Origin of the sequence: Streptomyces sp. NBC_01689 (genome assembly GCF_036250675.1) — a bacterium.
Classification (GTDB): domain Bacteria; phylum Actinomycetota; class Actinomycetes; order Streptomycetales; family Streptomycetaceae; genus Streptomyces.
The window spans coordinates 2594193-2616512 of record NZ_CP109592.1 but is presented as its reverse complement, the minus strand read 5'-3'; the positions used below and the strand labels follow the sequence as shown (position 1 = coordinate 2616512).

At 71.6% G+C, this 22320-nt stretch carries 16 protein-coding genes; 11 read left to right on the top strand and 5 right to left on the bottom strand.

Translation table 11 applies throughout. The features are described from left to right. Positions 1-97 precede the first annotated feature (97 nt). From OG776_RS11115 to OG776_RS11070, 10 genes are all read left to right on the top strand, one after another. The gene (locus OG776_RS11115) at positions 98-2590 is read left to right on the top strand and encodes a PQQ-dependent sugar dehydrogenase (protein WP_329320371.1); all 2493 of its coding nucleotides are present in this window, start codon (positions 98-100) and stop codon (positions 2588-2590) included. A 17-nt stretch (positions 2591-2607) separates the two neighbouring features. Beyond that, positions 2608-3975, top strand: coding sequence for a ThuA domain-containing protein (locus OG776_RS11110; RefSeq protein WP_329320369.1), 1368 nt, complete (start codon positions 2608-2610; stop codon positions 3973-3975). A gap of 257 nt (positions 3976-4232) precedes the next feature. Continuing rightward, positions 4233-5456: an inositol-3-phosphate synthase gene (locus OG776_RS11105; protein WP_148012960.1), complete on the top strand. Its 1224-nt coding sequence runs from the start codon at positions 4233-4235 to the stop codon at positions 5454-5456. A gap of 158 nt (positions 5457-5614) precedes the next feature. Continuing rightward, the gene (locus tag OG776_RS11100) at positions 5615-6520 is read left to right on the top strand and encodes an SCO3242 family prenyltransferase (protein ID WP_261994923.1); all 906 of its coding nucleotides are present in this window, start codon (positions 5615-5617) and stop codon (positions 6518-6520) included. Then, positions 6517-7419 (top strand): sugar phosphate isomerase/epimerase family protein, encoded by a 903-nt coding sequence (locus tag OG776_RS11095; protein ID WP_148012959.1) that lies wholly within the window; start codon positions 6517-6519, stop codon positions 7417-7419. The genes OG776_RS11100 and OG776_RS11095 overlap by 4 nt, the downstream gene beginning before the upstream one ends. Then, positions 7416-8213, top strand: coding sequence for an EboA domain-containing protein (locus tag OG776_RS11090; protein ID WP_443077258.1), 798 nt, complete (start codon positions 7416-7418; stop codon positions 8211-8213). Before OG776_RS11095 ends, OG776_RS11090 begins: the two co-directional genes overlap by 4 nt. Next, complete coding sequence (locus OG776_RS11085) at positions 8213-9061, top strand: TatD family hydrolase (RefSeq protein ID WP_148012957.1); 849 nt, start codon at positions 8213-8215, stop codon at positions 9059-9061. Before OG776_RS11090 ends, OG776_RS11085 begins: the two co-directional genes overlap by 1 nt. 3 nt (positions 9062-9064) lie before the next feature. After that, entirely contained in the window at positions 9065-10234 is a 1170-nt protein-coding gene (gene eboE, locus OG776_RS11080; RefSeq protein WP_329320363.1) for a metabolite traffic protein EboE, read from the top strand. Next, positions 10231-11631 carry a nucleotide pyrophosphatase/phosphodiesterase family protein gene (locus tag OG776_RS11075; protein ID WP_148012955.1) on the top strand — a complete coding sequence of 467 codons (1401 nt, stop codon included), beginning with the start codon at positions 10231-10233 and terminating at the stop codon, positions 11629-11631. The genes eboE and OG776_RS11075 overlap by 4 nt, the downstream gene beginning before the upstream one ends. A gap of 88 nt (positions 11632-11719) precedes the next feature. After that, positions 11720-12895: a sugar phosphate isomerase/epimerase family protein gene (locus OG776_RS11070; RefSeq protein WP_329320361.1), complete on the top strand. Its 1176-nt coding sequence runs from the start codon at positions 11720-11722 to the stop codon at positions 12893-12895. Between the two features lie 100 nt (positions 12896-12995). Here OG776_RS11070 and OG776_RS11065 read toward each other — a convergent pair whose 3' ends face one another. The 5 genes from OG776_RS11065 to OG776_RS11045 all read right to left on the bottom strand — a co-directional run bounded on the left by OG776_RS11065 (position 12996) and on the right by OG776_RS11045 (position 21043). Next, entirely contained in the window at positions 12996-14402 is a 1407-nt protein-coding gene (locus OG776_RS11065) for an OFA family MFS transporter (protein WP_329320359.1), read from the bottom strand. Position 14403: 1 nt separating this feature from the next. Further along, positions 14404-15792, bottom strand: a complete 1389-nt coding sequence (locus OG776_RS11060; RefSeq protein ID WP_148012952.1) for an OFA family MFS transporter — start codon at positions 15790-15792, stop codon at positions 14404-14406. 123 nt (positions 15793-15915) lie between these two features. Continuing rightward, entirely contained in the window at positions 15916-18060 is a 2145-nt protein-coding gene (locus OG776_RS11055) for an acetate--CoA ligase family protein (RefSeq protein ID WP_329320356.1), read from the bottom strand. A 3-nt stretch (positions 18061-18063) separates the two neighbouring features. Further along, positions 18064-19338: a formyl-CoA transferase gene (gene frc / locus OG776_RS11050; RefSeq protein ID WP_329320354.1), complete on the bottom strand. Its 1275-nt coding sequence runs from the start codon at positions 19336-19338 to the stop codon at positions 18064-18066. Between the two features lie 10 nt (positions 19339-19348). Then, positions 19349-21043, bottom strand: coding sequence for a thiamine pyrophosphate-binding protein (locus OG776_RS11045; protein WP_148012950.1), 1695 nt, complete (start codon positions 21041-21043; stop codon positions 19349-19351). Positions 21044-21188: 145 nt separating this feature from the next. Here OG776_RS11045 and sucC point away from each other — a divergent pair, with 145 nt between their 5' ends. Further along, complete coding sequence (gene sucC, locus OG776_RS11040) at positions 21189-22319, top strand: ADP-forming succinate--CoA ligase subunit beta (RefSeq protein WP_148012949.1); 1131 nt, start codon at positions 21189-21191, stop codon at positions 22317-22319. Position 22320: the final 1 nt, after the last annotated feature.

The following is a 22320-nucleotide window of genomic DNA, read 5'->3' as shown; positions in this document are numbered from 1 at the left end:
CTGGGCCGCAGCGCACGGTTCACACGCTTCCGGGGTGACGGCGCACCCCGGCGTACCGCACCCGCCCGTACGACCAGCCCCTTCATGGAGGCATTTCGTGCACCCGAACGTCCGGAACAAAAGCCGTGAAAACCGTCCGAGACACCCAAGGGTCCGTGGGGCACTGGCCCTGCTGAGCGGCGCGTTACTGGCAGCCGCGTCCCTCACCCTCACCGCCCCGGCGGCCGGCGCAGCCGTCGCCGGCCCGGGCAGTGCGGTGGCCGCCGAGGACTTCCAGCAGGTCACCCTCGCCAAGGGCGAACCGGAGGTGGGCGAGCCCATGTCGCTCGCCGTGCTCCCGGACCGCTCCGTCCTGCACACCTCGCGGGACGGCGAACTCCGCCTCACCGACGCCGCGGGCAACACCAGGCTCGCGGGCAAGCTGGACGTCTACACCCACGACGAGGAGGGCCTCCAAGGCGTCGGTGTCGACCCGGGCTTCGCGTCCAACCGGTTCATCTACCTCTACTACGCACCGCCGTTGAACACCCCCGCGGGTGACGCTCCCGAGACCGGGACGGCCGCCGACTTCGCGCCGTTCGACGGGGTCAACCGGCTCTCCCGCTTCGTCCTGAAGGCCGACGGCACCCTCGACAACACCAGCGAGAAGCAGATCCTCGACGTCAAGACCTCCCGTGGCATCTGCTGCCACGTCGGCGGTGACATCGACTTCGACGCGGCCGGGAACCTCTACCTCTCCACCGGCGACGACTCCAATCCCTTCCAGTCGGACGGCTTCACGCCCATCGACGAGCGCACCGACCGCAACCCGGCCTTCGACGCCCAGCGTTCGGCCGGCAACACCGACGACCTGCGCGGCAAGATCCTGCGCATCAAGGTGAACGCCGACGGCTCGTACTCCGTCCCCGAAGGGAACCTGTTCGCGCCCGGTACCGCCAGGACGCGGCCGGAGATCTACGCGATGGGTTTCCGCAACCCGTTCCGCTTCAGCGTCGACAAGAAGACGGGCATCGTCTACGTCGGTGACTACGGGCCGGACGCCGGCGCGGCCGACCCGGCGCGCGGGCCCGGCGGACAGGTCGAGTTCGCCCGCGTCACCGAGGCGGGCAACTTCGGCTGGCCGTACTGCACCGGCAAGAACGACGCCTACGTGGACTACGACTTCGCGACCCGGACCTCCGGCGACGCCTTCGACTGCTCCGCTCCGAAGAACACCTCCCCGCACAACACCGGCCTCACCGACCTGCCCCCGGCCCGGCCCGCCTGGATCCCCTACGACGGCGCCTCCGTACCGGAGTTCGGCGACGGCTCCGAGTCCCCGATGGGCGGCCCGGTCTACCACTACGACGCCACGCTCGACTCTCCCGTGAAGTTCCCCGAGGCCTACGACGGGAACTTCTTCGCCGGGGAGTTCGGCCGCCGCTGGATCAAGCGGATCGCCTCCGACGCCGAGGGCACCGTCCAGTCCATCGACTCTGTCCCGTGGACCGGCACCCAGATCATGGACATGGCCTTCGGCCCGGACGGCGCGCTCTACGTCCTCGACTACGGCACCGCCTGGTTCGGCGGCGACGAGAACTCCGGTCTCTACCGCATCGAGAACGCCACCGACGGCCACTCGCCCGTCGCGCAGGCCACGGCGGACCGCACCTCGGGACAGGCGCCCCTCAAGGTCCGCTTCTCCTCCGCCGGTTCGTCCGACGCGGACGGCGGAGACCTCACCTACAGCTGGGACTTCGGTGACGGCGCCACCTCCACGGCCGCCGACCCGTCGCACACGTACAAGAGGAACGGGACCTACACGGCGACGGTGACCGCCAAGGACAGCACCGGGCGCACCGGTGGCGCGAGCGTGCAGATCGTGGTCGGCAACACCGCGCCCAAGGTGACCGTCGAACTACCCGGAGACGGACAGCTGTTCAGCTTCGGCGACCCCGTGCCGTTCAAGGTGAGGGTCACCGACCCGGAGGACGGCCGCGCGATCGACTGCGCCAAGGTGAAGGTCACCTTCGTCCTCGGGCACGACAGCCACGGCCACCCCCTCACCTCGGCGAACGGCTGCTCCGGCACCCTGCAGACCAGCGCCGACGGCGGCCACGACGAGGACGCCAACATCTTCGGGGTCCTCGACGCCGAGTACACCGACGGCGGAGGCGGCGGCCAGGCCGCACTGACCACCCACGACCGCAACGTGCTCCAGCCCCGGCACCGCCAGGCCGAACACCACGGCGACGCCTCGGGCACCACCCTGCAGTCCAAGGCCACCGCACACGGCGGGAAGACCGTCGGGGACATCCACAACGGCGACTGGATCTCCTTCACGCCCTACGTCCTGGCCGACGCCAAGAAGATCACGGCGCGTGTCTCCTCGGGCGGCGCGGGCGGCACCCTCGAAGTCCGGGCGGGCTCCCCGACCGGTCGGGTGCTGGGCAGGGCGACCGTGCCGGTGACCGGCGGCTGGGACACCTTCCAGGACGTCAGCGCGGACCTCGCACGCACCCCGCGCGGCACCACCACCCTCTACCTCGTCTTCAAGGGCGGTGCCGGCGCGCTGTACGACGTGGACGACTTCACCTTCACCACCGGCTGAGAGGAGGAGCGACGGTCATGCGCACATCGGCACGGACACTGACCACGGGTGCCGCCGCCGCCCTGTTCCTCGGCTGTGTGTCGGGACCCGCCGCGTCGAAGGACGCGGCCGGTCCCGGCGGGGACCGGGTGCTGGTCTTCTCACGGACCGCGGGCTTCCGTCACGACGCGATCCCCGAAGGGATGGCGGCCTTGGGGGAGTTGGGAGCCGAAGGCGGCTTCACGGTGGACGCCACCGAGGACGCGGGCGCCTTCACGGCACGCAACCTCGCACGCTACGACGCCGTGGTGTTCCTCTCGACCACCGGTGACGTCCTCGACGACACGCAACAGGGCGCGTTCGAGCGGTACATCGAGCGGGGCGGCGGCTACGCGGGCGTCCACGCCGCCGCCGACACCGAGTACGACTGGGCCTTCTACGGTGGCCTCGTGGGCGCCTGGTTCCAGTCGCACCCCGCGATCCAGCCCGCGACGGTCGACATCGAGGACGGCGGACACCCGGCGACCTCGGGACTGCCGCGCGTCTGGGAACGCACGGACGAGTGGTACAACTACCGGTCCGACCCTCGGGAACAGGTCCACGTCCTGGCCTCCCTCGACGAGTCCAGCTACTCCGGCGGCACGATGAACGGCGACCATCCGATCGCCTGGTGCCAGGAGTACCGGGGCGGCCGTGCCTTCTACACCGGGGGCGGCCACACCAAGGAGTCGTACGCGGACCCCGCCTTCCGGCGGCATCTGCTGGGCGGCCTCCGCTACGCCACGGGCGCCGTCCGGGCCGACTGCCGGCCGGAGAACGGCTACCGGCCGCTCTTCGACGGCACCGCGGCCTCGCTGACCGAGTGGCGGCAGGCCGGACCGGGCGGGTTCGCACTGTCACCGGACGGCACCCTCACGTCGTCCGGCGGCCTCGGGATGCTCTGGTACGCCGGGTCCGCGTTCGGCTCCTACTCGCTGAAGCTGGACTGGAAGGTCGAGGGGGACGACAACTCGGGTGTGTTCGTGGGCTTCCCGGCCTCCGACGATCCCTGGTCCGCCGTCGACCACGGTCTGGAGGTCCAGATCGACGCGACCGACACCCCCGACCGCACCACGGGGGCCGTCTACGGATTCCGGTCCGCCGACCTCAGGAAGAGGGACCGCGCGCTGAACCCGCCGGGGGAGTGGAACACGTACGAGATCCGGGTGGAGGGCGAACGCCTGCGCGTCCGGCTCAACGGCGTGGCGATCAACGACTACACCAACACCGATCCGGCCCGCAGCCTGCGGGACGGGCACCTCGGCATCCAGAACCACGGGGCCGGCGACCAGGTGTCCTTCCGCAACGTCCGGATCAAGGAACTGCCCGCGAGGCCCGTGGCCCACACGGCGCCTCCGGGCGACTGAGCGGCGGCGGGCGGGGGACGCCGGACCCCCGCCCGCCGTCTCGTCCACACCTCACCGGCCCCGGCCCCCTTCGGCCCCCCTGGCCCAGCCCCCGGCTGCCCCGGCTCCCTCCAACTTCCGCTCCTTCCAGCACTTCTCAACCTTCTGACCCTTGTGACCCTTCTGTCTCCTTCGTTGTCTCTCCCTGCCGTCCCCCCCGACCTCTTCCCGCTCCTCCGTCTCTTCTCTGCGGCGGACGTACGACCAGGAGGCTGCCCATGTCCGCGTCCCCTTCCGAACCACAGATCGGTGTGTGGCTGATCGGAGCGCGCGGCTCCGTCGCCACCACCGTCGTCGCGGGCTGCGCGGCCGTCACCGCGGGCCTGCACCCTCCGACCGGCATGGTCACCGAGACGCCCCTCTTCGCCGGGTGCGGGCTGCCCGCGCTGTCCTCCCTCGTCTTCGGCGGCCACGACACCGTGGACTGCCCGCTGCCCAAACGCGCCGAGGCCCTCGCCTCGGGAGGCGTCCTCCCGCCCGGCCTGCCGGCGGCCGTCGCGGCCGAACTGGAAGCCGCCGACCGGGAGATCCGCCCCGGCGGCCCGGTCCCCGGCGACACCAGGGACACCACCGAGCTGGTGGCCGGCTTCGCCGCCGACCTCAAGGACTTCGTTCGGCGACGGGGCCTGAGCCGGGCGGTCGTGGTGAACGTGGCCTCCACCGAACCCGCCCCCACCGGCGCCACGCTGCCCCCGAGCTCGCTGTACGCGGCGGCAGCGCTCCGGGCCGGCTGTCCGTACGTGAACTTCACCCCGTCGACCGGCCTGCACCACCCCGCGCTGGCCCCGACGGCCCGGGCCGCCGGTCTGCCGTACGCCGGCCGGGACGGCAAGACGGGCCAGACCCTGCTGCGGTCGGTGCTCGGCCCCATGTTCGCGCAGCGCGCGCTGGAGGTCCGCGCCTGGTCGGGCACCAACCTGCTCGGCGGCGGTGACGGGGCCTCCCTCGCCGACCCCGCCGCCGCGGCCGCGAAGAACTCCGGCAAGGAACGGGTGCTCGCGGACACCCTGGGCGGGGCTCCGCAGGGCGAGGTCCACATCGACGACGTCCCCGCGCTCGGCGACTGGAAGACCGCCTGGGACCACATCGCCTTCGACGGCTTCCTCGGCACCCGGATGGTCCTCCAGACCACCTGGCAGGGCTGCGACTCCGCACTGGCGGCGCCTCTCGTCCTCGACCTCGCGCGCCTGGTCTCCCGCGCCCACGAAGCCGGCCTGTCGGGGCCGCTGGACGACCTGGGCTTCTACTTCAAGGACCCGTTGGGCGAAGGCCCCGCGGCGCTCGGCGAACAGTACGCCGCGCTCGGGCGCTTCGCGGTCCTGCTGCGCACACCGCGTCCGGAGGACCGGGAGGCGCACCCCGCACTCCGGACGCGGCAGCCGGACCGCGGCGACCCGGGGCCCGAACGCGGTCCGGCGCACGGGCCCCGGGAGGGACGGTGACGACTCCCGGCCCGGACGCGGGCACGCCCGGCTCCTTACCGCGAGGCTCCGCACCGCACGCCTCGGTACCACGTGCGCCCGCTTCGAGCGTCTCGGCTTCGAATGTCCCGCCTCCGATTGTCCCGGCCTCGGTCGTCCCGGCCTCGAACGTCTCCGCCGTGGGCGTCCCCGTGCCGCGCGGCGCCGGTCCACGGCTGCTGGCCTGGGCCGAACTGCTGCGCCTGCCCGCCCTGTTCACCGTGCCCGGCGACGCCCTCGCGGGAGCCGCGGCCGCCGGTGGCCGCACCGGACCACGCACCCTGCTCGCCGTCGGGTGCTCGCTGTGCCTGTACGAGGCGGGCATGGCCCTGAACGACTGGGCCGACCGGGCCGAGGACGCCGAGGAGCGACCGCACCGCCCACTGCCGTCCGGCCGTGTCCGGCCCACCGCGGCCCTCGTGGCGGCGGGAGCCCTCACCACGGCGGGCCTGGCCCTCGCCGCCCGCGCCGGCCGTCGCGCCCTCACCGTCGCCGTACCCCTCGCGGCCACCGTGTGGGCGTACGACCTCGTGCTCAAGCGGACCCGCGTGGGCCCGGCGGCGATGGCCGCCGCCAGGGGCCTGGACCTGCTGCTCGGCGCGGCGGCATCGGGCGGTCGCCTCCGGTCCGCCCTGCCCTCCGCCGCCGCCCTGGGCGCCCACACCCTCGCGGTGACCGCGGTCTCCCGCGGCGAGACCCGGGGCGGATCACCGGTCGCACCACTGGCCGCGCTCGCCGTGACGGGCTCACTGACCTGGGCGCTGACCCGCGGACCGGCCCCCGCCCCCGGCACGCGCGGCGCCGCGGACGTCGTACGCGGGGCCCTCACGGCCGCCTACGCGGGGACCGCCGCCCGCCCGCTCCTGCACGCCGCGCTCAATCCCTCGCCGCCGCTCACCCAGCGAGCCGTCGTCGGCGGAATCCGCGCCATGATCCCCCTCCAGGCCGCCCTCGCGGCCCGCTCGGGCGCCCTCGCCTCCGCCCTCCTCACCGCCGCGCTGGCCCCGGCGGCCCGCAGATCCGCGAAGAAGGTGAGCGTCACATGACCCCGGTCTCCCGCCTCGGCACTCCGAGCCCCCTGCGCTTCGGGTACGGAACCAACGGGCTGGCCGACCTCCGACTCGACGACGCCCTCGGCCTCCTCGCGGATCTCGGCTACGACGGAGTCGGCCTGACGCTCGACCACATGCACCTCGACCCGATGGCCCGGGGCCTCGCCGCCCGGACCCGGAGGCTGGCCCGCAGACTGGACACCCTCGGTCTCGGCGTCACCGTGGAGACCGGCGCCCGCTACGTCCTCGACCCGCGCCGCAAGCACGGACCCTCGCTCCTCGACCCCGACCCCGCGGACCGGGCGCGCCGCACCGACCTGCTGCACCGCGCCGTGCGGACCGCGGCCGACCTCGGCGCGCACGCCGTGCACTGCTTCAGCGGCGTGCCCCCGGCCGGCACCGACGAGGACACCGCCTGGAAACGGCTCGCCGAGGCACTGACCCCGGTGCTCGACGCGGCCGGCCGCGCCGGCGTCCCGCTCGCCGTCGAACCCGAACCGGGCCATCTGCTCGCCACCCTCGACGACTTCCACCGGCTGCGACGGATCCTCGGCGACCCGCCCGCCCTCGGCCTCACCCTCGACATCGGCCACTGCCAGTGCCTCGAACCCCTGCCGCCCGCCGACTGCGTCCGGGCCGCCGCCCCCTGGCTGCGGCACGTCCAGATCGAGGACATGCGCCGCGGCGTTCACGAGCATCTCCCCTTCGGCGACGGGGAGATCGACTTCCCGCCGGTGCTCGACGCCCTGGCCGCCACCGGATACCAGGCCCTCGTCGTCGTCGAACTGCCCCGTCACTCCCACGCGGGCCCCCACTTCGCCGAGACGTCCCTCCCGTTCCTCCACCGCGCGGCCCGGGCGACCCCCGGGAGCGCCGAAGGGAGCACCCCGTGAACCAGGACCCGCGCGCACACCACGACGGCACCCCACTTCCGGCCACCCCACCTCCCGCCGTACCACCTCCGGCCGCATCACCGACCGCCGCTCCGCCCACCGCCGCACCACCCCCGGTCGTCCCGCCCACCGGGGCCCCGGCGGCCCTCACCCCGCCCGACCTGGCGACCCTGCGGGACCGGCTCGACGCCCGGCTCGACGCGCCCGGCCGGGACTGGCTCGACCGGGCACTCGCCGAGGCCGCCGCCCACCCCGGCGGCCACGGGCCCATCTCCGCCTGGGAACTGAGGATCGCGGAGGCCGGCCGGCGCTGTGGCCAGGAGAACGCCGACGCCGCCCGCGTCCTCCTCCTGCACGCCGCCCGCGCCGACCCCCGGGCGCTCACCCGGGTCTACCGCCAAGGCACCGCCGCCGAACGCCGGGCCGTCCTGCACGCCCTGCCCCACCTGACACCCGGCCCCGAGGCCCTGCCCCTCGTCGAGGACGCGCTGCGCACCAACGACACCCGGCTGGTCGCCGCCGCCCTCGGCCCCTACGCGGCCCGGCACCTGGACGCGCACCACTGGCGGCACGCCGTCCTCAAGTGCCTTTTCACCGGCATCCCCGTCGACGTCGTGTCAGGGCTGGCCGAGCGCGCCCGCGCGGACGCCGAACTCGCCCGGATGCTCGGCGACCACGCCGAGGAACGCACCGCCGCGGGCCGTCCCGTCCCCGAGGACCTCCTGCGCGTCCTGGCCCTGACCGAGCCCGCCACCCCCACCGGCACCCACGGCCGACCCGGCAAGGAGTCCTGATGCGCATCTTCGACCCCCACATCCACATGACGTCACGGACCACCGACGACTACGAGGCCATGCACACAGCGGGCGTCCGCGCCGTCGTGGAGCCCGCCTTCTGGCTCGGCCAGCCGCGCACCTCCGTCGCCTCCTTCCTCGACTACTTCGACTCGCTGCTCGGCTGGGAACCCTTCCGCGCCGCCCAGTACGGCATCACCCACCACTGCACGCTCGCCCTCAACCCCAAGGAGGCCAACGACCCCCGCTGCGTCCCCGTCCTGGACGAACTGCCCCGGTATCTCGTCAAGGACCAGGTGGTGGCCGTGGGCGAGATCGGCTACGACTCCATGACCCCCGCCGAGGACACCGCCCTCACCGCGCAGCTCCAGCTCGCCGCCGACCACGGGCTGCCCGCGCTCGTGCACACCCCCCACCGTGACAAGCTCACCGGGCTGCGCCGCACCCTCGACGCCGTCCGGGAGTCCGCACTGCCCCCGGACCGTGTCCTGATCGACCACCTGAACGAGACGACCGTCAAGGAGGCCAAGGACAGCGGCTGCTGGCTCGGCTTCTCCGTCTATCCCGAGACCAAGATGGACGAGGAGCGCATGGTCGCGATCCTGCGCGCCCACGGCCCGGAGAAGGTGCTCGTCAACTCGGCCGCGGACTGGGGCAGAAGCGACCCCCTCAAGACCCGCCGGGTCGGCGACGCCCTGCTCGCCGCCGGCTTCACCGACGACGACGTCGACCGGATCCTGTGGCGCAACCCCGTCGCCTTCTACGGACTCAGCGGACGTCTGAACCTCGACCCGCCCGGCACCGGGGCGACCCACGAGGGCAACTCCCTGCTGCGCGGCGGGGAGTGAGCGATGCGCTTCCGCCACCCCGACGGCACCACCGTCCACCTCGCCTACTGCACCAACGTCCACCCCGCCGAAACCCTCGACGGCGTCCTCGCCCAGCTCCGCGACCACTGCGAACCCGTGCGCAGGCGCCTCGGCCGCGACCGCCTCGGCATCGGCCTGTGGCTCGCCCGGGACGCCGCCCACACCCTCGCCACCGACCCCTCCGCCCTGCGCGCCCTGCGCACCACGCTCGACGGCCGGGGACTCGAGGTCGTCACCCTCAACGGCTTCCCCTACGAGGGCTTCGGCGCCGAAGAGGTCAAGTACCGCGTCTACCGGCCCGACTGGGCGGACCCCGAACGCCTCGACCACACCACCGCCCTCGCCCGCGTCCTCGCCCAGCTCCTCCCCGACGACGTCACCGAAGGCAGCGTCTCCACCCTCCCGCTGGCCTGGCGCACCGCCCACGACGCGGACCGCGCGGCCACCGCCCGGAGCGCGCTGACCACCCTCGCCGAACGCCTCGACGCCCTCCACGAACTCACCGGCCGCTCGGTGCGCGTCGGCCTGGAACCCGAACCCGGCTGCACCGTCGAGACCACCGCCGACGCGCTCGGCCCGCTCACCGCCCTCGGTCACGACCGGATCGGCGTCTGCGTCGACACATGCCACCTCGCCACCTCCTTCGAAGACCCGCACACCGCCCTGGACGCCCTCGTCGAAGCCCGCGTCCCGATCGTCAAGTCCCAGCTCTCCGCCGCCCTGCACGCCGAACACCCCCACCTCCCCGAAGTCCGCGCGGCCCTCGCCGCCTTCGACGAACCCCGCTTCCTGCACCAGACCCGCACCACCACCGCCGCCGGCCTGCGCGGCACCGACGACCTCGGCGAGGCCCTGACCGGCGTCGCCCTGCCCGACACCGCCCCGTGGCGCGCCCATTTCCACGTCCCGCTGCACGCGGCCCCCGCCGCGCCCCTCACCTCGACCCTCCCCGTCCTCAAGGCCGCGCTGACCCGCCTCGTCGGCGGCCCGCGACCGCTCACCAGGCACCTGGAGGTCGAGACCTACACCTGGCAGGCACTCCCGCCCGCACTGCGCCCCCGCGGCCGCGCCCAGCTCGCCGACGGCATCGCCGCCGAACTGGCCCTCGCCCGCGACCTGCTGACCGACCTGGGTCTCAAGGAGCTGCCATGACCGACTCCGCACGGGAGCACTCCGCGCCCACCCCCCTGCTCGTCCTCGACGTCGTCGGCCTCACCCCCCGGCTGCTCGACCACATGCCCCGCCTCAGGGCACTCGGCCGGTCCGGCTTCAGCGCGCCACTCGGCACCGTCCTGCCCGCCGTCACCTGCGCCGCCCAGTCCACCTTCCTCACCGGCACCCACCCCGGCGAGCACGGCATCGTCGGCAACGGCTGGTACTTCCGCGAGCTCGGCGACGTACTCCTGTGGCGGCAGCACAACGGCCTGGTCGCCGGCGACAAGCTGTGGGACGCCGCGCGCCGCGCGCACCCCGGCTACACCGTCGCCAACATCTGCTGGTGGTACGCCATGGGCGCCGACACCGACATCACCGTCACCCCCCGTCCCGTCTACTACGCCGACGGACGCAAGGAACCCGACTGCTACACCCGGCCCCCGGCCCTGCACGACGAACTGACCGACGCCTTCGGCACCTTTCCCCTCTTCCATTTCTGGGGACCCGGCGCCGACCTGGTCTCCAGCCGCTGGATCATCGACGCCACCCGGCACATCAACCGCACCCGCCGGCCCGACCTGACCCTCTGCTACCTCCCTCACCTCGACTACGACCTGCAGCGCTTCGGTCCGGACGACCCGCGCTCCTACCGGGCCGCCGCCGGCCTCGACGCGGCCATGGCACCCCTTCTCGACGAGGCCGAGGCGGAGGGCCGCACCGTCGTCGCGCTCTCCGAGTACGGCATCACCCGCGTGGACCGTCCCGTCGACATCAACCGCGCCCTGCGCCGCGCCGGACTGCTCGACGTGCACACGCAGGACGGGATGGAGTACCTCGACCCGATGGCCTCCCGCGCCTTCGCGGTCGCCGACCACCAGATCGCCCACGTCTATGTGCGACGCCCCGAGGACCTGGAGGCCACGAAAGCGGCGCTCGCCGGACTGCCCGGCATCGAGCGGCTCCTCGACGACGAGGGGAAGAAGGCCCACCACCTCGACCACCCGCGCTCGGGCGAACTCGTCGCCGTCGCCGAACCGGACGCCTGGTTCACGTACTACTACTGGCTCGACGACGCCCGCGCCCCCGACTTCGCGCGGCTCGTCGAGATCCACCGCAAACCCGGCTACGACCCGGCCGAACTGTTCATGGACCCCCTCGACCCCTACGTCAAGGTGAAGGCCGCAACCGCGCTGGCCCGCAAGAAGCTCGGGATGCGCTACCGCATGACGGTCGTGCCCCTCGACCCCTCGGGTCTTCGCGGCAGCCACGGCCGCCTGCCCGCGAGCGACGACGAAGGTCCGCTCCTCATCTGCTCCACCCCCCGCACCGGCACCGGCCGCATCGCGGCCACCGAAGTGAAATCCCTGCTGCTCGGCCTGGCCGGTCTCCTGTGACCAGCCCGGACGAGCGACTACGGAAAGTGAAACACGCGCCACTGACAACGCCCCGCCACCGCTGGACCCGACCCGAAAGAGAGAGACCGTGACCGCGTTCCACGAAGAACCCTCGACCGGCGAAGCCCTGCGTCGCACCCTCGGAGTCGACCGCCGCCGCTTCCTCAGCACCTGCACCGCCGCCGCGGCCGCGGCGATCGCCGCCCCCGTCCTCGGCGCTTCCCCCGCCCTGGCGCAGGACCGGGGCAGAGGCTACGACCACGGCCACGACGGTGACGTCCTCGTCCCCGCGAACCGGCGGGGCATCATCCTCTACACCGTCCGGGACGCGACGGGCCGCGACCCGCTCTCCTCGGATCTGCCCTCCGGGTTCCGCGAGGTCTTCGAGCAGCTCTCCCGCTTCGGCTACCGGCAGGTCGAGTTCGCCGGGTACGGCCAGCACGCCAACGCCCCCGGCGGGGCGAACCTGGAGTCGGTCGAGGGGGCCAGGCTGCTGCGCTCCTGGCTCGACGACTACGGGCTGCGGGCGCAGGGCAACCACGGCTTCATCCCGTCCTCCTGGCCGCTCACCACACCCGACCTGGACACCTTCAAGAAGCATCTGGAGATCGCCAACATCCTCGGCATGGCGCACGTGGGCACCGGTGGCGACCCCACCGGCAGCGCCTACCGCGCCGACTGGGACGTCGCCGCCGACAAGTGGAACGCGCTCGGCGCGATCGCCCACCGCGCCGGCCTCAAGCTCTACACCCACAATCACGACGCGGCGTACGGCTTCCTGCTGGACGGCGGCCCCCTGGACGACCAGGGCCGGCCGACCCGCAGTTCGGGCATCCGGAAACTGGAGTACTTCCTGAAGGTCACCGACCCCAAGGTGGTCTGGCTGGAGATGGACATCTTCTGGGCGCACGTGGCCCAGTACAAGTTCCCGACGTACACCGCCCACGACGGCTCCACCCGGCGGAAGGTCTTCGACCCCGCGGGGCTCGTCGTCCGCAACAACAAGCGGTATCCGCTCTTCCACGCCAAGGACGGAGTCGTCAACACCACGAACGGCATGGGGTACGACATGGTGCCGTTCGGCACCGGCGTCATCGACTACACGACGTTCTTCTCCCGGGTCGGCGACCGGAATTACCACAACCCGATGGTCGAGCAGGACAACGCGCCGAGCGGCACGGACCCCGGCCAGTCGCTGCAGCACGCGAGGATCGGTCACGACAACCTGGCCGTCCTCCGCGAGAAGTGCCGGCGGCGCCACTAGCTCCGTGTGACCGGCGCCGGAACCGCGGTGACACGTCAGGCGGCCCTCCCCACACAGGTCACGTGGGGAGGGCCGCCTGATGTCGGTACGATCCGCCGCGTCAGCCGGCCGGCTGCGGCCGCGGAGCCGTGCTCACCTCACCGTCGCGTCCCGGCTGTTTCAGCAGCAGCGCGATCGCCGCCGCCGCCATCGAGATGCCGCCGGCCAGCGCGTAGGCGCCGTTGTACCCCCAGGCGGCGACCACCATCGAGCCCAGACCACCGCCGAACAGACCGCTGATCAGCTTGCCGCTGTACACCAGGCCGTAGTTGGTGGCGTTGTAGTTCTCGCCGAAGTAGTCCGGGGTCAGCGCCGCGAACATCGGGTAGAACGCGCCGCCGCCGAACCCGGAGAGGAAGGCGAAGAACAGGAAGAGCCACTCGCTCTTGATGTTCCCGGCCCAGATCACGCCGAACTGCGCGAGTCCCAGGACGACGATGACGAACACCAGGGTCAGCTTGCGTCCCCAGGTGTCGGAGAGCCAGCCCACCACGGCACGGCCGATGCCGTTGATGACGGCCATGATGCCCATCGAGGACGCCGCCACCAGCGGGCCGAACCCGACCTCCTTGGCGAAGTCGACCTGGAAGGAGATCCCGAAGATGGACACGCCCGCCGTCATCACGAGAGTGATCCACATCAGGGGGAGCACCCCCGTCCTGACCGCCTCCTTCGGGGTGTACTGCTTCACCGCGGGCGGGTTCCTGAGCAGACTGGCCGCGGTCTTGGAGTCCCCGCCGTGGGTCAGCGGGTCGATGTCGGCCGGCCACCAGTTCTTCGGCGGGTCCTTGAAGAAGAACGCGCACGACAGCACGACGATCACCACGTAGCAGCCGATGAGGTCCAGGACGCGGTGGTAGTTCCCGGTGTCGAAGGCGTAGTTGAAGATGAAGATGAACGGCAGCGAGCCGTAGGCGAATCCGCCGTTGACGAAGCCGGTCCTGGCGCCGCGCCGTTCGGGGAACCACTTGCCGACCATGTTGATGCAGGTCGCGTACACCAGGCCCGAGCCGACGCCGCCGATGACGCCGAAGCCCAGGATCGCCAGCAGCACGTTGCTCAGATGCGAGAGGGCGAGGAAGCCCAGCACGCACATGAACGCGCCGGTGTACATGGCCTTGCGGGCGGTGAGGATGCCCTTCTCCCGCATCCAGCCGGCCGGGAAGGCGATGCCGGCCTGGAAGAAGACCCAGACGCTCAGGATCCAGAAGGTGTTGCTCTGCGTCCAGCCGTGCGCGTGGGACAGGGTGTCTTCGGCCGAGCCGTACGCGTACTCGAAGACGCTGATGGCCATCATGGCGGCCCACGGCAGGTACACCATGAACGAGCGTGAGTGGCCGAGGATGTCCCGGTCGGTCTCGCCGATCCGGTAGACACGGCCACGGGCGTCGGTGACTTCGCGGTACGAGCGGTTCGGGGCGCCGGTTCCGGCCGACGCGCCCTCGGTGGCGATGGGGTCCGCCGTCATGTCACGCCATCTCCTCGCCGAGCGGTTGCGGGTTGGGGACGATGCTCCGGGCGCCCGGGGTGCCCGGTGATTTCAGGAACAGCGCCAGCACGGCGGAGGCCAGGCCGATGGAGCCCGCGAGCACGAAGGCCCCGTGGTAGTCCCACGCGCCGACGACGACCGCGCCCATGCCCGAGCCCACGAGGCCCGAGATCAGCTTCGAGCTGTAGACCATCCCGTAGTTGGAGGCGTTGTTGTTCTCGCCGAAGTAGTCCGCCGTCATGGCCGCGAAGAGCGGGAAGATCGCGCCGCCGCCGAAGCCGGAGACCATGGAGCAGAACAGGAAGAACGGCATGCTGCCCATCTGGCCCGACACCAGCACGCCGAACTGCGCGGAGCCCAGCACCAGACAGACGATGATCAGGGTGTTGCGGCGTCCGAAACGGTCGGAGATCCAGCCGATCACCCCGCGCCCGGTGCCGTTGACGATCGCCTTCAGGGACATCGCGGTGGCCACGATCCCGCCCGCGAACCCCATGTCCTTGCCGAACGGCACCTGGAAGGCGATGCCGAAGATGTTGATCCCCGCGGTGCAGAGCAGACAGAACCACATCATCCACAGCACGGGTGTGCGGGCGGCCTCCCTCGGGGTGTACTGCTTCACCGCCGGCGGGTTCTTCTCCAGCGCCCGCCGGATCCTGGGGTCGGACGACACCTTCAGAGGGTCGACGTGCGGCGGCCACCAGCCCTTGGGCGGGTCCTTGAAGAACCAGCCCGCGAACGCGACCACCAGACAGCAGACCAGGCCCACCGTCACCAGGACGGTGCGGTAGTTGCCCAGGTCCATGTACGAGGTGAACAGGAAGACGAAGGGCACCGAGCCGTAGGCGAAACCGCCGTTGACCAGCCCGGTCTTGCCGCCCTTGCGCTCCGGGTACCACTTGCCGACCATGTTCACGCAGGTCGCGTAGACGAGGCCGGCGCCGATGCCGCTGAACATCCCGAAGCCGAGGTAGGCGACGCTGACGTGCGGCGCGAACGCCAGCGAGAGATACCCCAGCACCGTGCCGAGCGCGCCGAGCATCATGGCGTACCGCGCGGGCAGCCGCCCGCTCTCCCGAAGTTGGCCCGCGGGGAAGGCCACGGCCGCCTGGAAGAAGATCCAGACGCCCATCAGCCAGAAGATGTGCCCGCTGCTCCACAGATGGGCGTCGTGCAGGGTGTCCTCGGCGGAGGTGAACGCGTACTCCGAGGAACTGATGCCCAGCATCCCCATCCAGGGGAAGAGCACCATGGTCCAGCGCGGCCGGCCCATGATGTCCCGGTCGGTCTCACCGATCCGGTACAGGCGGCCGTTGCGATCCGTCACCTCCCTGTAGGGGACGGATGTCGATAGGTCGGTGGTCGTCATGTCGGTTCAGCACCCCTTGCGTCGAAAGATCTGGCCAGCGCCCCCTGTCCAAATGCCTTTCGTGTGCGCACGGGTCCTGGGGCGGCCGACGCGCACCGTCGGCCGCTCCCGCCCTGGTTCACCTCATGAACCGCCCCCCAACAGGCCCGCCGCGCGCGCCCAGCGGTACTTGGCGCCCAGGACCGCCACCGGCGTCTCGGTCGTGTACGGGTACGCCACGACCCCCCGCTCGTACAGGTACTGACAGGCCTCCTCGACCTCGACGTCTCCCGCGAGGGAGGCCACCACCGGCTTCTCGACGCCCCGTTCGCGGAACTCGGCGACCACGCGCGCGGTGAGCTCGGCGAAGACCATGGGAGGGGTGACGATGGTGTGCCAGTAGCCGAGGACGAGGGCGTGCACGCGCGGATCCTCCAGGCCCAGCCGGATCGTCGCCTCGTACGTCGACGGCGGCTCGCCGCCCGTGATGTCGACCGGGTTGCCCGCGGCCCCGAAGGGCGGGATGAACGCCCTGAAGGACGCGTCCAGGTCCGGCGGAATCTCCATCAGGGTCAGGCCGTTGTCCGTCACCGCGTCGGAGAGCAGGACGCCGCTGCCGCCCGCGCCCGTGATGATCACCACGTTGTCGCCCTGGGGGGTGGGCAGCACCGGCAGTCCGCGCGCGTACTCCAGCATGTCGCGCAGCCCGGGAGCCCTGATGACGCCGGCCTGTTTCAGGATGTCCTCGTACACGGCGTCGTCGCCCGCGAGCGCGCCCGTGTGCGAACCGGCGGCCCTCGCGCCGGCGGCGGTACGGCCCGCCTTCAGGACCACGACCGGCTTCTTGGGGACCGTCGCGCGAGCGGCCTCCACGAAGGCGCGGCCGTCCTTGAGGTCCTCCAGGTGCATCGCGATGCACTCGGTGTGCGGGTCCTCGCCGAACCAGGTCAGCAGGTCGTCCTCGTCCAGGTCCGACTTGTTGCCGAGCCCGACGATCGCGGAGACACCCGTCCGCGTGGTGCGCGCGAAGCCGAGGATCGCCATGCCGATACCGCCGGACTGCGAGGTCAGCGCGACACCGCCCTTCACGTCGTACGGCGTGCAGAACGTGGCGCAGAGGTCCTGCCAGGTCGAGTAGTAGCCGTAGATGTTCGGTCCGAGCAGCCGGATGCCGTGCCGTTCGGCGATCGCCACGATCTCGTCCTGGAGCGCCTGTTCACCGGTCTCCGCGAATCCGGAGGGGATCAGCACCGCGTTGGGGACGCCCTTGCGTCCCACCTCCTCCAGGGCCGCGGCCACGAACTTCGCGGGGATCGCGAAGACCGCCACATCCACCTCACCGGGAACGTCCGTGACACTCTTGTACGCCTTGCGGCCCAGGATGTCATCGGCCTTGGGGTTCACCGGGTGGATCTCGCCGGAGAATCCGCCGTCGACGAGGTTGCGCATCACCGAATTCCCGATCTTGCCGGGCTCGTTGGAGGCGCCGATCACCGCCACGGAGGACGGCCGCATCAGCCGGCGCATCGAGGTGAGGATCTCCTCGCGGTCGTACGTGCGCCGCTCCTTGGGGAGCGACTCGGCGAGGATGACCCGGATGTCCGCGGCGACGGCACCCTCCGGTGTGGCGATCACCGGATTGAGGTCGACTTCGGCGATCTCCGGGAAGTCCGCGACGAGTTCGGAGACCCGGCGGATCTGTTCGGCGACGGCCCACCGGTCCACCGGCGGCGCGCCGCGCACCCCGCGCAGGATCTCGGCCGCCCGGATCGAGTCCAGCATCGACAGGGCCTCGTCGGCGTCGACGGGGGCGAGCCGGAAGGTGACGTCCTTCAGCACCTCGACCAGCACGCCGCCGAGCCCGAAGGCCACCACCTTCCCGAAGGTGGGGTCGGTCACCGCACCGACGATGACCTCCTGCCCCCGCGGGAGCAGTTCCTGCACCTGGACGCCGTCGACGCGGGCCCCCGGGTCGAAGGCCTTCGCGTTCTCGACGATCCGGTGGAAGGCGGCGCGCACGTCCGCCGCGCCCTCCACGCCGACGACGACACCGCCGGCATCCGTCTTGTGCAGGATGTCCGGGGAGACGATCTTCATCACGACGGGTCCGCCGAAGCGCGCCGCGTACGCCACCGCCTCGTCGACGTCCCTCGCCAGCTCCTCGCCCGGTACGGCGATCCCGTACGCGTCGGCGATCACCTTGCCCTCCGGCGCGGTGAGCGCGGTGCGGCCCTCGGCGCGCACGGAGTCGAGGAGCGTGCGCACCCGCAGCACCCGGTCTTCGGCCATCACTCAGATCACTCCGTTCGACTTGAGCAGACGCAGTTCCTCGTCGCCGAGGCCGAGCTCGCCGATGTAGACCTCTTCGTTGTGCTCGCCGAGCAGCGGCGAACTGGTCACGTCCACCGGGGAGTCGGAGAGCTTGAGCGGACTGCCGACCGTCACGAACTCGCCGCGCTCGGGGTGCGCCACCGTCACGACCATCTCGTTGGCGACCAGGGAGGCGTCCTCGACGATCTCCTTGGTGGACAGGATCGGGCCGCAGGGGATGTTGTGGGAGTTGAGCCTCTCCAGCACTTCCCACTTGGGGAGGGTGGCCGACCACTCCTCGATGAGCTGGAACATCTTGGTGAGCTGGGGCAGCCGGGCCTCCGGGGTCGCCCAGTCGGGGTCGTCCGCCAGCTCCGGCCGCCCGATCAGCTCGGTGATCGGCTTCCAACCGACCGGCTGCACGATGACGTACACGTAGTCGTTGGGGCCGCCCGGCGCGCACTTGACCGCCCAGCCGGGCTGGCCGCCGCCGGACGCGTTGCCCGACCGGGGCACCTCGTCACCGAAGTCCTCGTTGGGATACTCGGCCAACGGCCCGTGCGCCAGGCGCTGCTGGTCCCGGAGCTTGACCCGGCACAGGTTCAGCACCGCGTGCTGCATGGCCACGTTCACCCGCTGTCCGCGTCCCGTGCTCTCCCGCTGGAACAGCGCGGCGAGAATGCCCGCGACCGCGTGGACGCCCGTCCCCGAGTCGCCGATCTGCGCGCCCGTCGCCAGCGGCGGCCCGTCCTCGAAGCCGGTGGTCGCCATCGATCCGCCCATGGCCTGCGCGACGACCTCGTACGCCTTGAAGCCGGTGTACGGGCCGTCCCCGAACCCCTTGATGGAGGCGTAGACGATCCGGGGGTTGATCTCCTGGATGCGGTCCCAGGTGAAGCCCATGCGGTCGACGGCGCCCGGTCCGAAGTTCTCGACCATGACGTCGGAGCGCCGGATCAGCTCGGTCAGGATCTCCTTGCCGCGCTCCGTCTTGGTGTTGAGGGTGATGCTGCGCTTGTTGCAGTTGAGCATCGTGAAGTAGAGGGAGTCGACGTCCGGGAGGTCCCGCAGCTGCTTGCGGGTGATGTCGCCGGTCGGCGCCTCCAGCTTGACGACGTCCGCGCCGAGCCAGGCGAGCAGCTGGGTGGCGGACGGCCCGGACTGGACGTGCGTCATGTCGAGGACGCGGATGCCTTCGAGAGCCCTCGACGTGCCGTGGGCCGGGGTCATCGCGGTCGTGGGGGTCGTCGGTGTCATCGGGGGCACCTCACTTGTACATCGTCTGGTTCATGGTTCCGGGGGCGTACGCGTCCGGGTCGACCCAGACGTTGATGAGCGACGGCTTGCCCGACTCACGGGCCCGCCGCAGCGCCGGGGCGATGTCGGCGGGGTCGCGCACCTCTTCGCCGTAACCCCCGAGCATCTGGGCGAACTTGTCGTAGTGGACGTCGCCGAGGGTGTTGCCGACCCGCTCGCGCTCCACGCCGTACTTCTGGGCCTGGCCGTAACGGATCTGGTTCATCGAGGAGTTGTTGCCGACGATGCCGACGAAGGGCAGGTCGTAGCGGACGAGCGTCTCGAAGTCCCAGCCGGTGAGCGAGAAGGCGCCGTCGCCGAAGAGGGCGACGACCTCCTTGTCGGGACGGGCCTTCTTCGCCGCGAGGACGAAGGGGATGCCGACGCCGAGGGTGCCGAGCGGGCCCGGATCCATCCAGTGGCCCGGCGACTTGGGCTGCACGACCTGCCCGGAGAAGGTGACGATGTCGCCGCCGTCCCCGATGTAGACGGAGTCCTCGGTGAGGAAGTCGTTGATCTCGCTCACCAGGCGGTACGGGTGGATCGGCGAGGCGTCGGACCGCAGGCTGGGCAGCCTCTTGTCGAGCGCCGTCTGCTCGGCGGCCCGCAGTTCGTCCAGCCACTCCTTGCGGCGGGAGGCGCCCCCGTTCACGCGCCCGGACGCCGCTTCGGTCACCGACTTGAGGACCAGGCCCGCGTCCCCGACGATCCCCAGGTCGATGTCCCGGTTCTTGCCGACGGTCCGGTAGTCGAGGTCGATCTGCACGACGGTCGCGTCGGGGGAGAGCCGCTTGCCGTAGCCCATCCGGAAGTCGAAGGGCGTGCCGACGATCACGATGACGTCCGCGTGGGAGAACGCGTAGCGGCGGGAGAGCTGGAAGTGGTGCGGGTCCCCGGGCGGCAGGGTGCCGCGTCCCGCGCCGTTCATGTACGCCGGGATGTTGAGGGTGCGGACGAGGTCGACGGCCGCCTCGGTGCCCCGGGTCGTCCACACCTGGCTGCCGAGCAGGATCGCGGGCTTCTCTGCGTGCACGAGCAGATCGGCGAGCCGCTCGATCGCCTCGGGGTCGCCGGCCGAGCGGGTCGAGGCGCGGTACCGGCCGGCGGCCGGGATCCGGGCCTTGTCGACCGGCACCTTGGCGTCCAGGACGTCGCGCGGGATCTCCAGGAAGGAGGGGCCGGGGGCGCCGTGGTAGCACTCGCGGAACGCCATCGACACCATGTCGGCGGCGCGCGCCGTGTCCGGGACGGTCGCGGCGAACTTGGTGATCGGCGTCATCATGTCGACGTGCGGCAGGTCCTGGAGGGACCCCATCTTGTGCTGCGTGTGGGCCCCCTGACCACCGATCAGCAGCATCGGGGACTCGGCCCGGAAGGCGTTCGCGACGCCGGTCACGGCGTCGGTGGTGCCGGGTCCGGCCGTGACGACCGCGCAGCCGGGCTTGCCGGTGATCCGCGCGTAGCCGTCGGCGGCGTGCGCGGCGACCTGCTCGTGACGGACGTCGACGACCTCGATGCCTTCGTCGACGCAGCCGTCGTAGATGTCGATGATGTGGCCGCCGCACAAGGTGTAGACGACCTCCACGCCTTCCGCTCTGAGTGCCTTGGCGACCAGATGCCCACCTGAGATGAGGGTCGAGTTGGTGTCGCTGCTGCCGTCGGGCATGGCGAAGTCCTGTCCCTTCGTAGGGGGTTGGAACGCTCTCGCGGTACATTGCATACAGTCGACGAATACTGTATGAAGCTTGTTATCCCGCATCCGGTGGGTGGTGTCCAGGGGGCGTGCGGCACTTTCAGGCAGGAGCCGAGGTATGGACCTGTACGAGCACCAGGCAAGGGAACTCTTCGAGGAACACGGCATCCCGGTACCGGTGGCCGAGGTCACCGACTCGCCCAAGGAGGCCCGCGGGATCGCCCGCAGGCTGGGCGGCCGGGTGGTCGTCAAGGCACAGGTGAAGACGGGCGGCCGCGGCAAGGCCGGCGGTGTGAAGCTCGCCGCGGACCCGGCCGCGGCCGAACTGACGGCACGACAGATCCTCGGCATGGACATCAAGGGCCACACCGTGCGCGAGGTGATGCTGGCCGAACCCGTCGACATCGAGAGCGAGTTCTATGTCGGCTACGTCCTCGACCGGGCCGCGGGGCGGTTCCTCGCCATCGCCTCGGCGGAGGGCGGCATGGACATCGAGGAGGTGGCCGCGAGCCGGCCGGACGCCGTCGCGCGCATCCCGGTCGACCCCGCCGAAGGAGTCACCTCCGCCAAGGCGGCCGAGATCGCGGAGGCCGGCGGCCTCCCCCCGCGGACCGTCGACGTCCTGGTCCGGCTGTGGCAGGTGCTGACCCGTGAGGACGCCCTGCTCGTCGAGGTGAACCCCCTCGTGCTGACCACCGAGGGCCGCGTCCTCGCCCTGGACGGCAAGGTCACCCTCGACGACAACGCCCGCTTCCGGCAGGAACGTTGGGGAGAGAAGGACGCGCCGCACGACGACCCCCTGGAGGCGGCCGCCGCGGCCAGGGGCCTGAACTACGTGAAGCTGGACGGCGAGGTCGGCATCATCGGCAACGGCGCGGGCCTCGTCATGTCGACCCTCGACGTGGTCGCGGGCTGCGGCGCCCGCCCCGCCAACTTCCTCGACATCGGCGGGGGCGCCTCCGCCCGGATCATGGCCGACGGCCTGACCGTGGTCCTCTCCGACCCGGCGGTGAAATCCGTCTTCGTGAACGTCTTCGGGGGCATCACCGCCTGCGACGCCGTCGCCGAGGGCATCGTGCAGGCCCTGGAGAGCGTCCGGCTGACCAAGCCGCTCGTGGTCCGCCTCGACGGCAATAACGCCGCACGCGGCCGGGCCGTCCTCGACGACCGCGCGCACCCCTTGGTCCACCAGGCCACCACCATGGACGGCGCCGCCCGCCGCGCCGCACAACTCGCCACCGCCGACTGAA

What these genes read in the sequence shown, in the direction of transcription:
- OG776_RS11110 (WP_329320369.1), top strand. Translation starts at nt 2,608, where the DNA reads ATGCGCACATCGGCACGGACACTGACCACGGGTGCCGCCGCCGCCCTG.
- OG776_RS11105 (WP_148012960.1), top strand. Translation starts at nt 4,233, where the DNA reads ATGTCCGCGTCCCCTTCCGAACCACAGATCGGTGTGTGGCTGATCGGA.
- OG776_RS11095 (WP_148012959.1), top strand. Translation starts at nt 6,517, where the DNA reads ATGACCCCGGTCTCCCGCCTCGGCACTCCGAGCCCCCTGCGCTTCGGG.
- OG776_RS11085 (WP_148012957.1), top strand. Translation starts at nt 8,213, where the DNA reads ATGCGCATCTTCGACCCCCACATCCACATGACGTCACGGACCACCGAC.
- eboE (WP_329320363.1), top strand. Translation starts at nt 9,065, where the DNA reads ATGCGCTTCCGCCACCCCGACGGCACCACCGTCCACCTCGCCTACTGC.
- OG776_RS11075 (WP_148012955.1), top strand. Translation starts at nt 10,231, where the DNA reads ATGACCGACTCCGCACGGGAGCACTCCGCGCCCACCCCCCTGCTCGTC.
- OG776_RS11065 (WP_329320359.1), bottom strand. Translation starts at nt 14,402, where the DNA reads ATGACGGCGGACCCCATCGCCACCGAGGGCGCGTCGGCCGGAACCGGC.
- OG776_RS11060 (WP_148012952.1), bottom strand. Translation starts at nt 15,792, where the DNA reads ATGACGACCACCGACCTATCGACATCCGTCCCCTACAGGGAGGTGACG.
- OG776_RS11055 (WP_329320356.1), bottom strand. Translation starts at nt 18,060, where the DNA reads ATGGCCGAAGACCGGGTGCTGCGGGTGCGCACGCTCCTCGACTCCGTG.
- frc (WP_329320354.1), bottom strand. Translation starts at nt 19,338, where the DNA reads ATGACACCGACGACCCCCACGACCGCGATGACCCCGGCCCACGGCACG.
- OG776_RS11045 (WP_148012950.1), bottom strand. Translation starts at nt 21,043, where the DNA reads ATGCCCGACGGCAGCAGCGACACCAACTCGACCCTCATCTCAGGTGGG.
- sucC (WP_148012949.1), top strand. Translation starts at nt 21,189, where the DNA reads ATGGACCTGTACGAGCACCAGGCAAGGGAACTCTTCGAGGAACACGGC.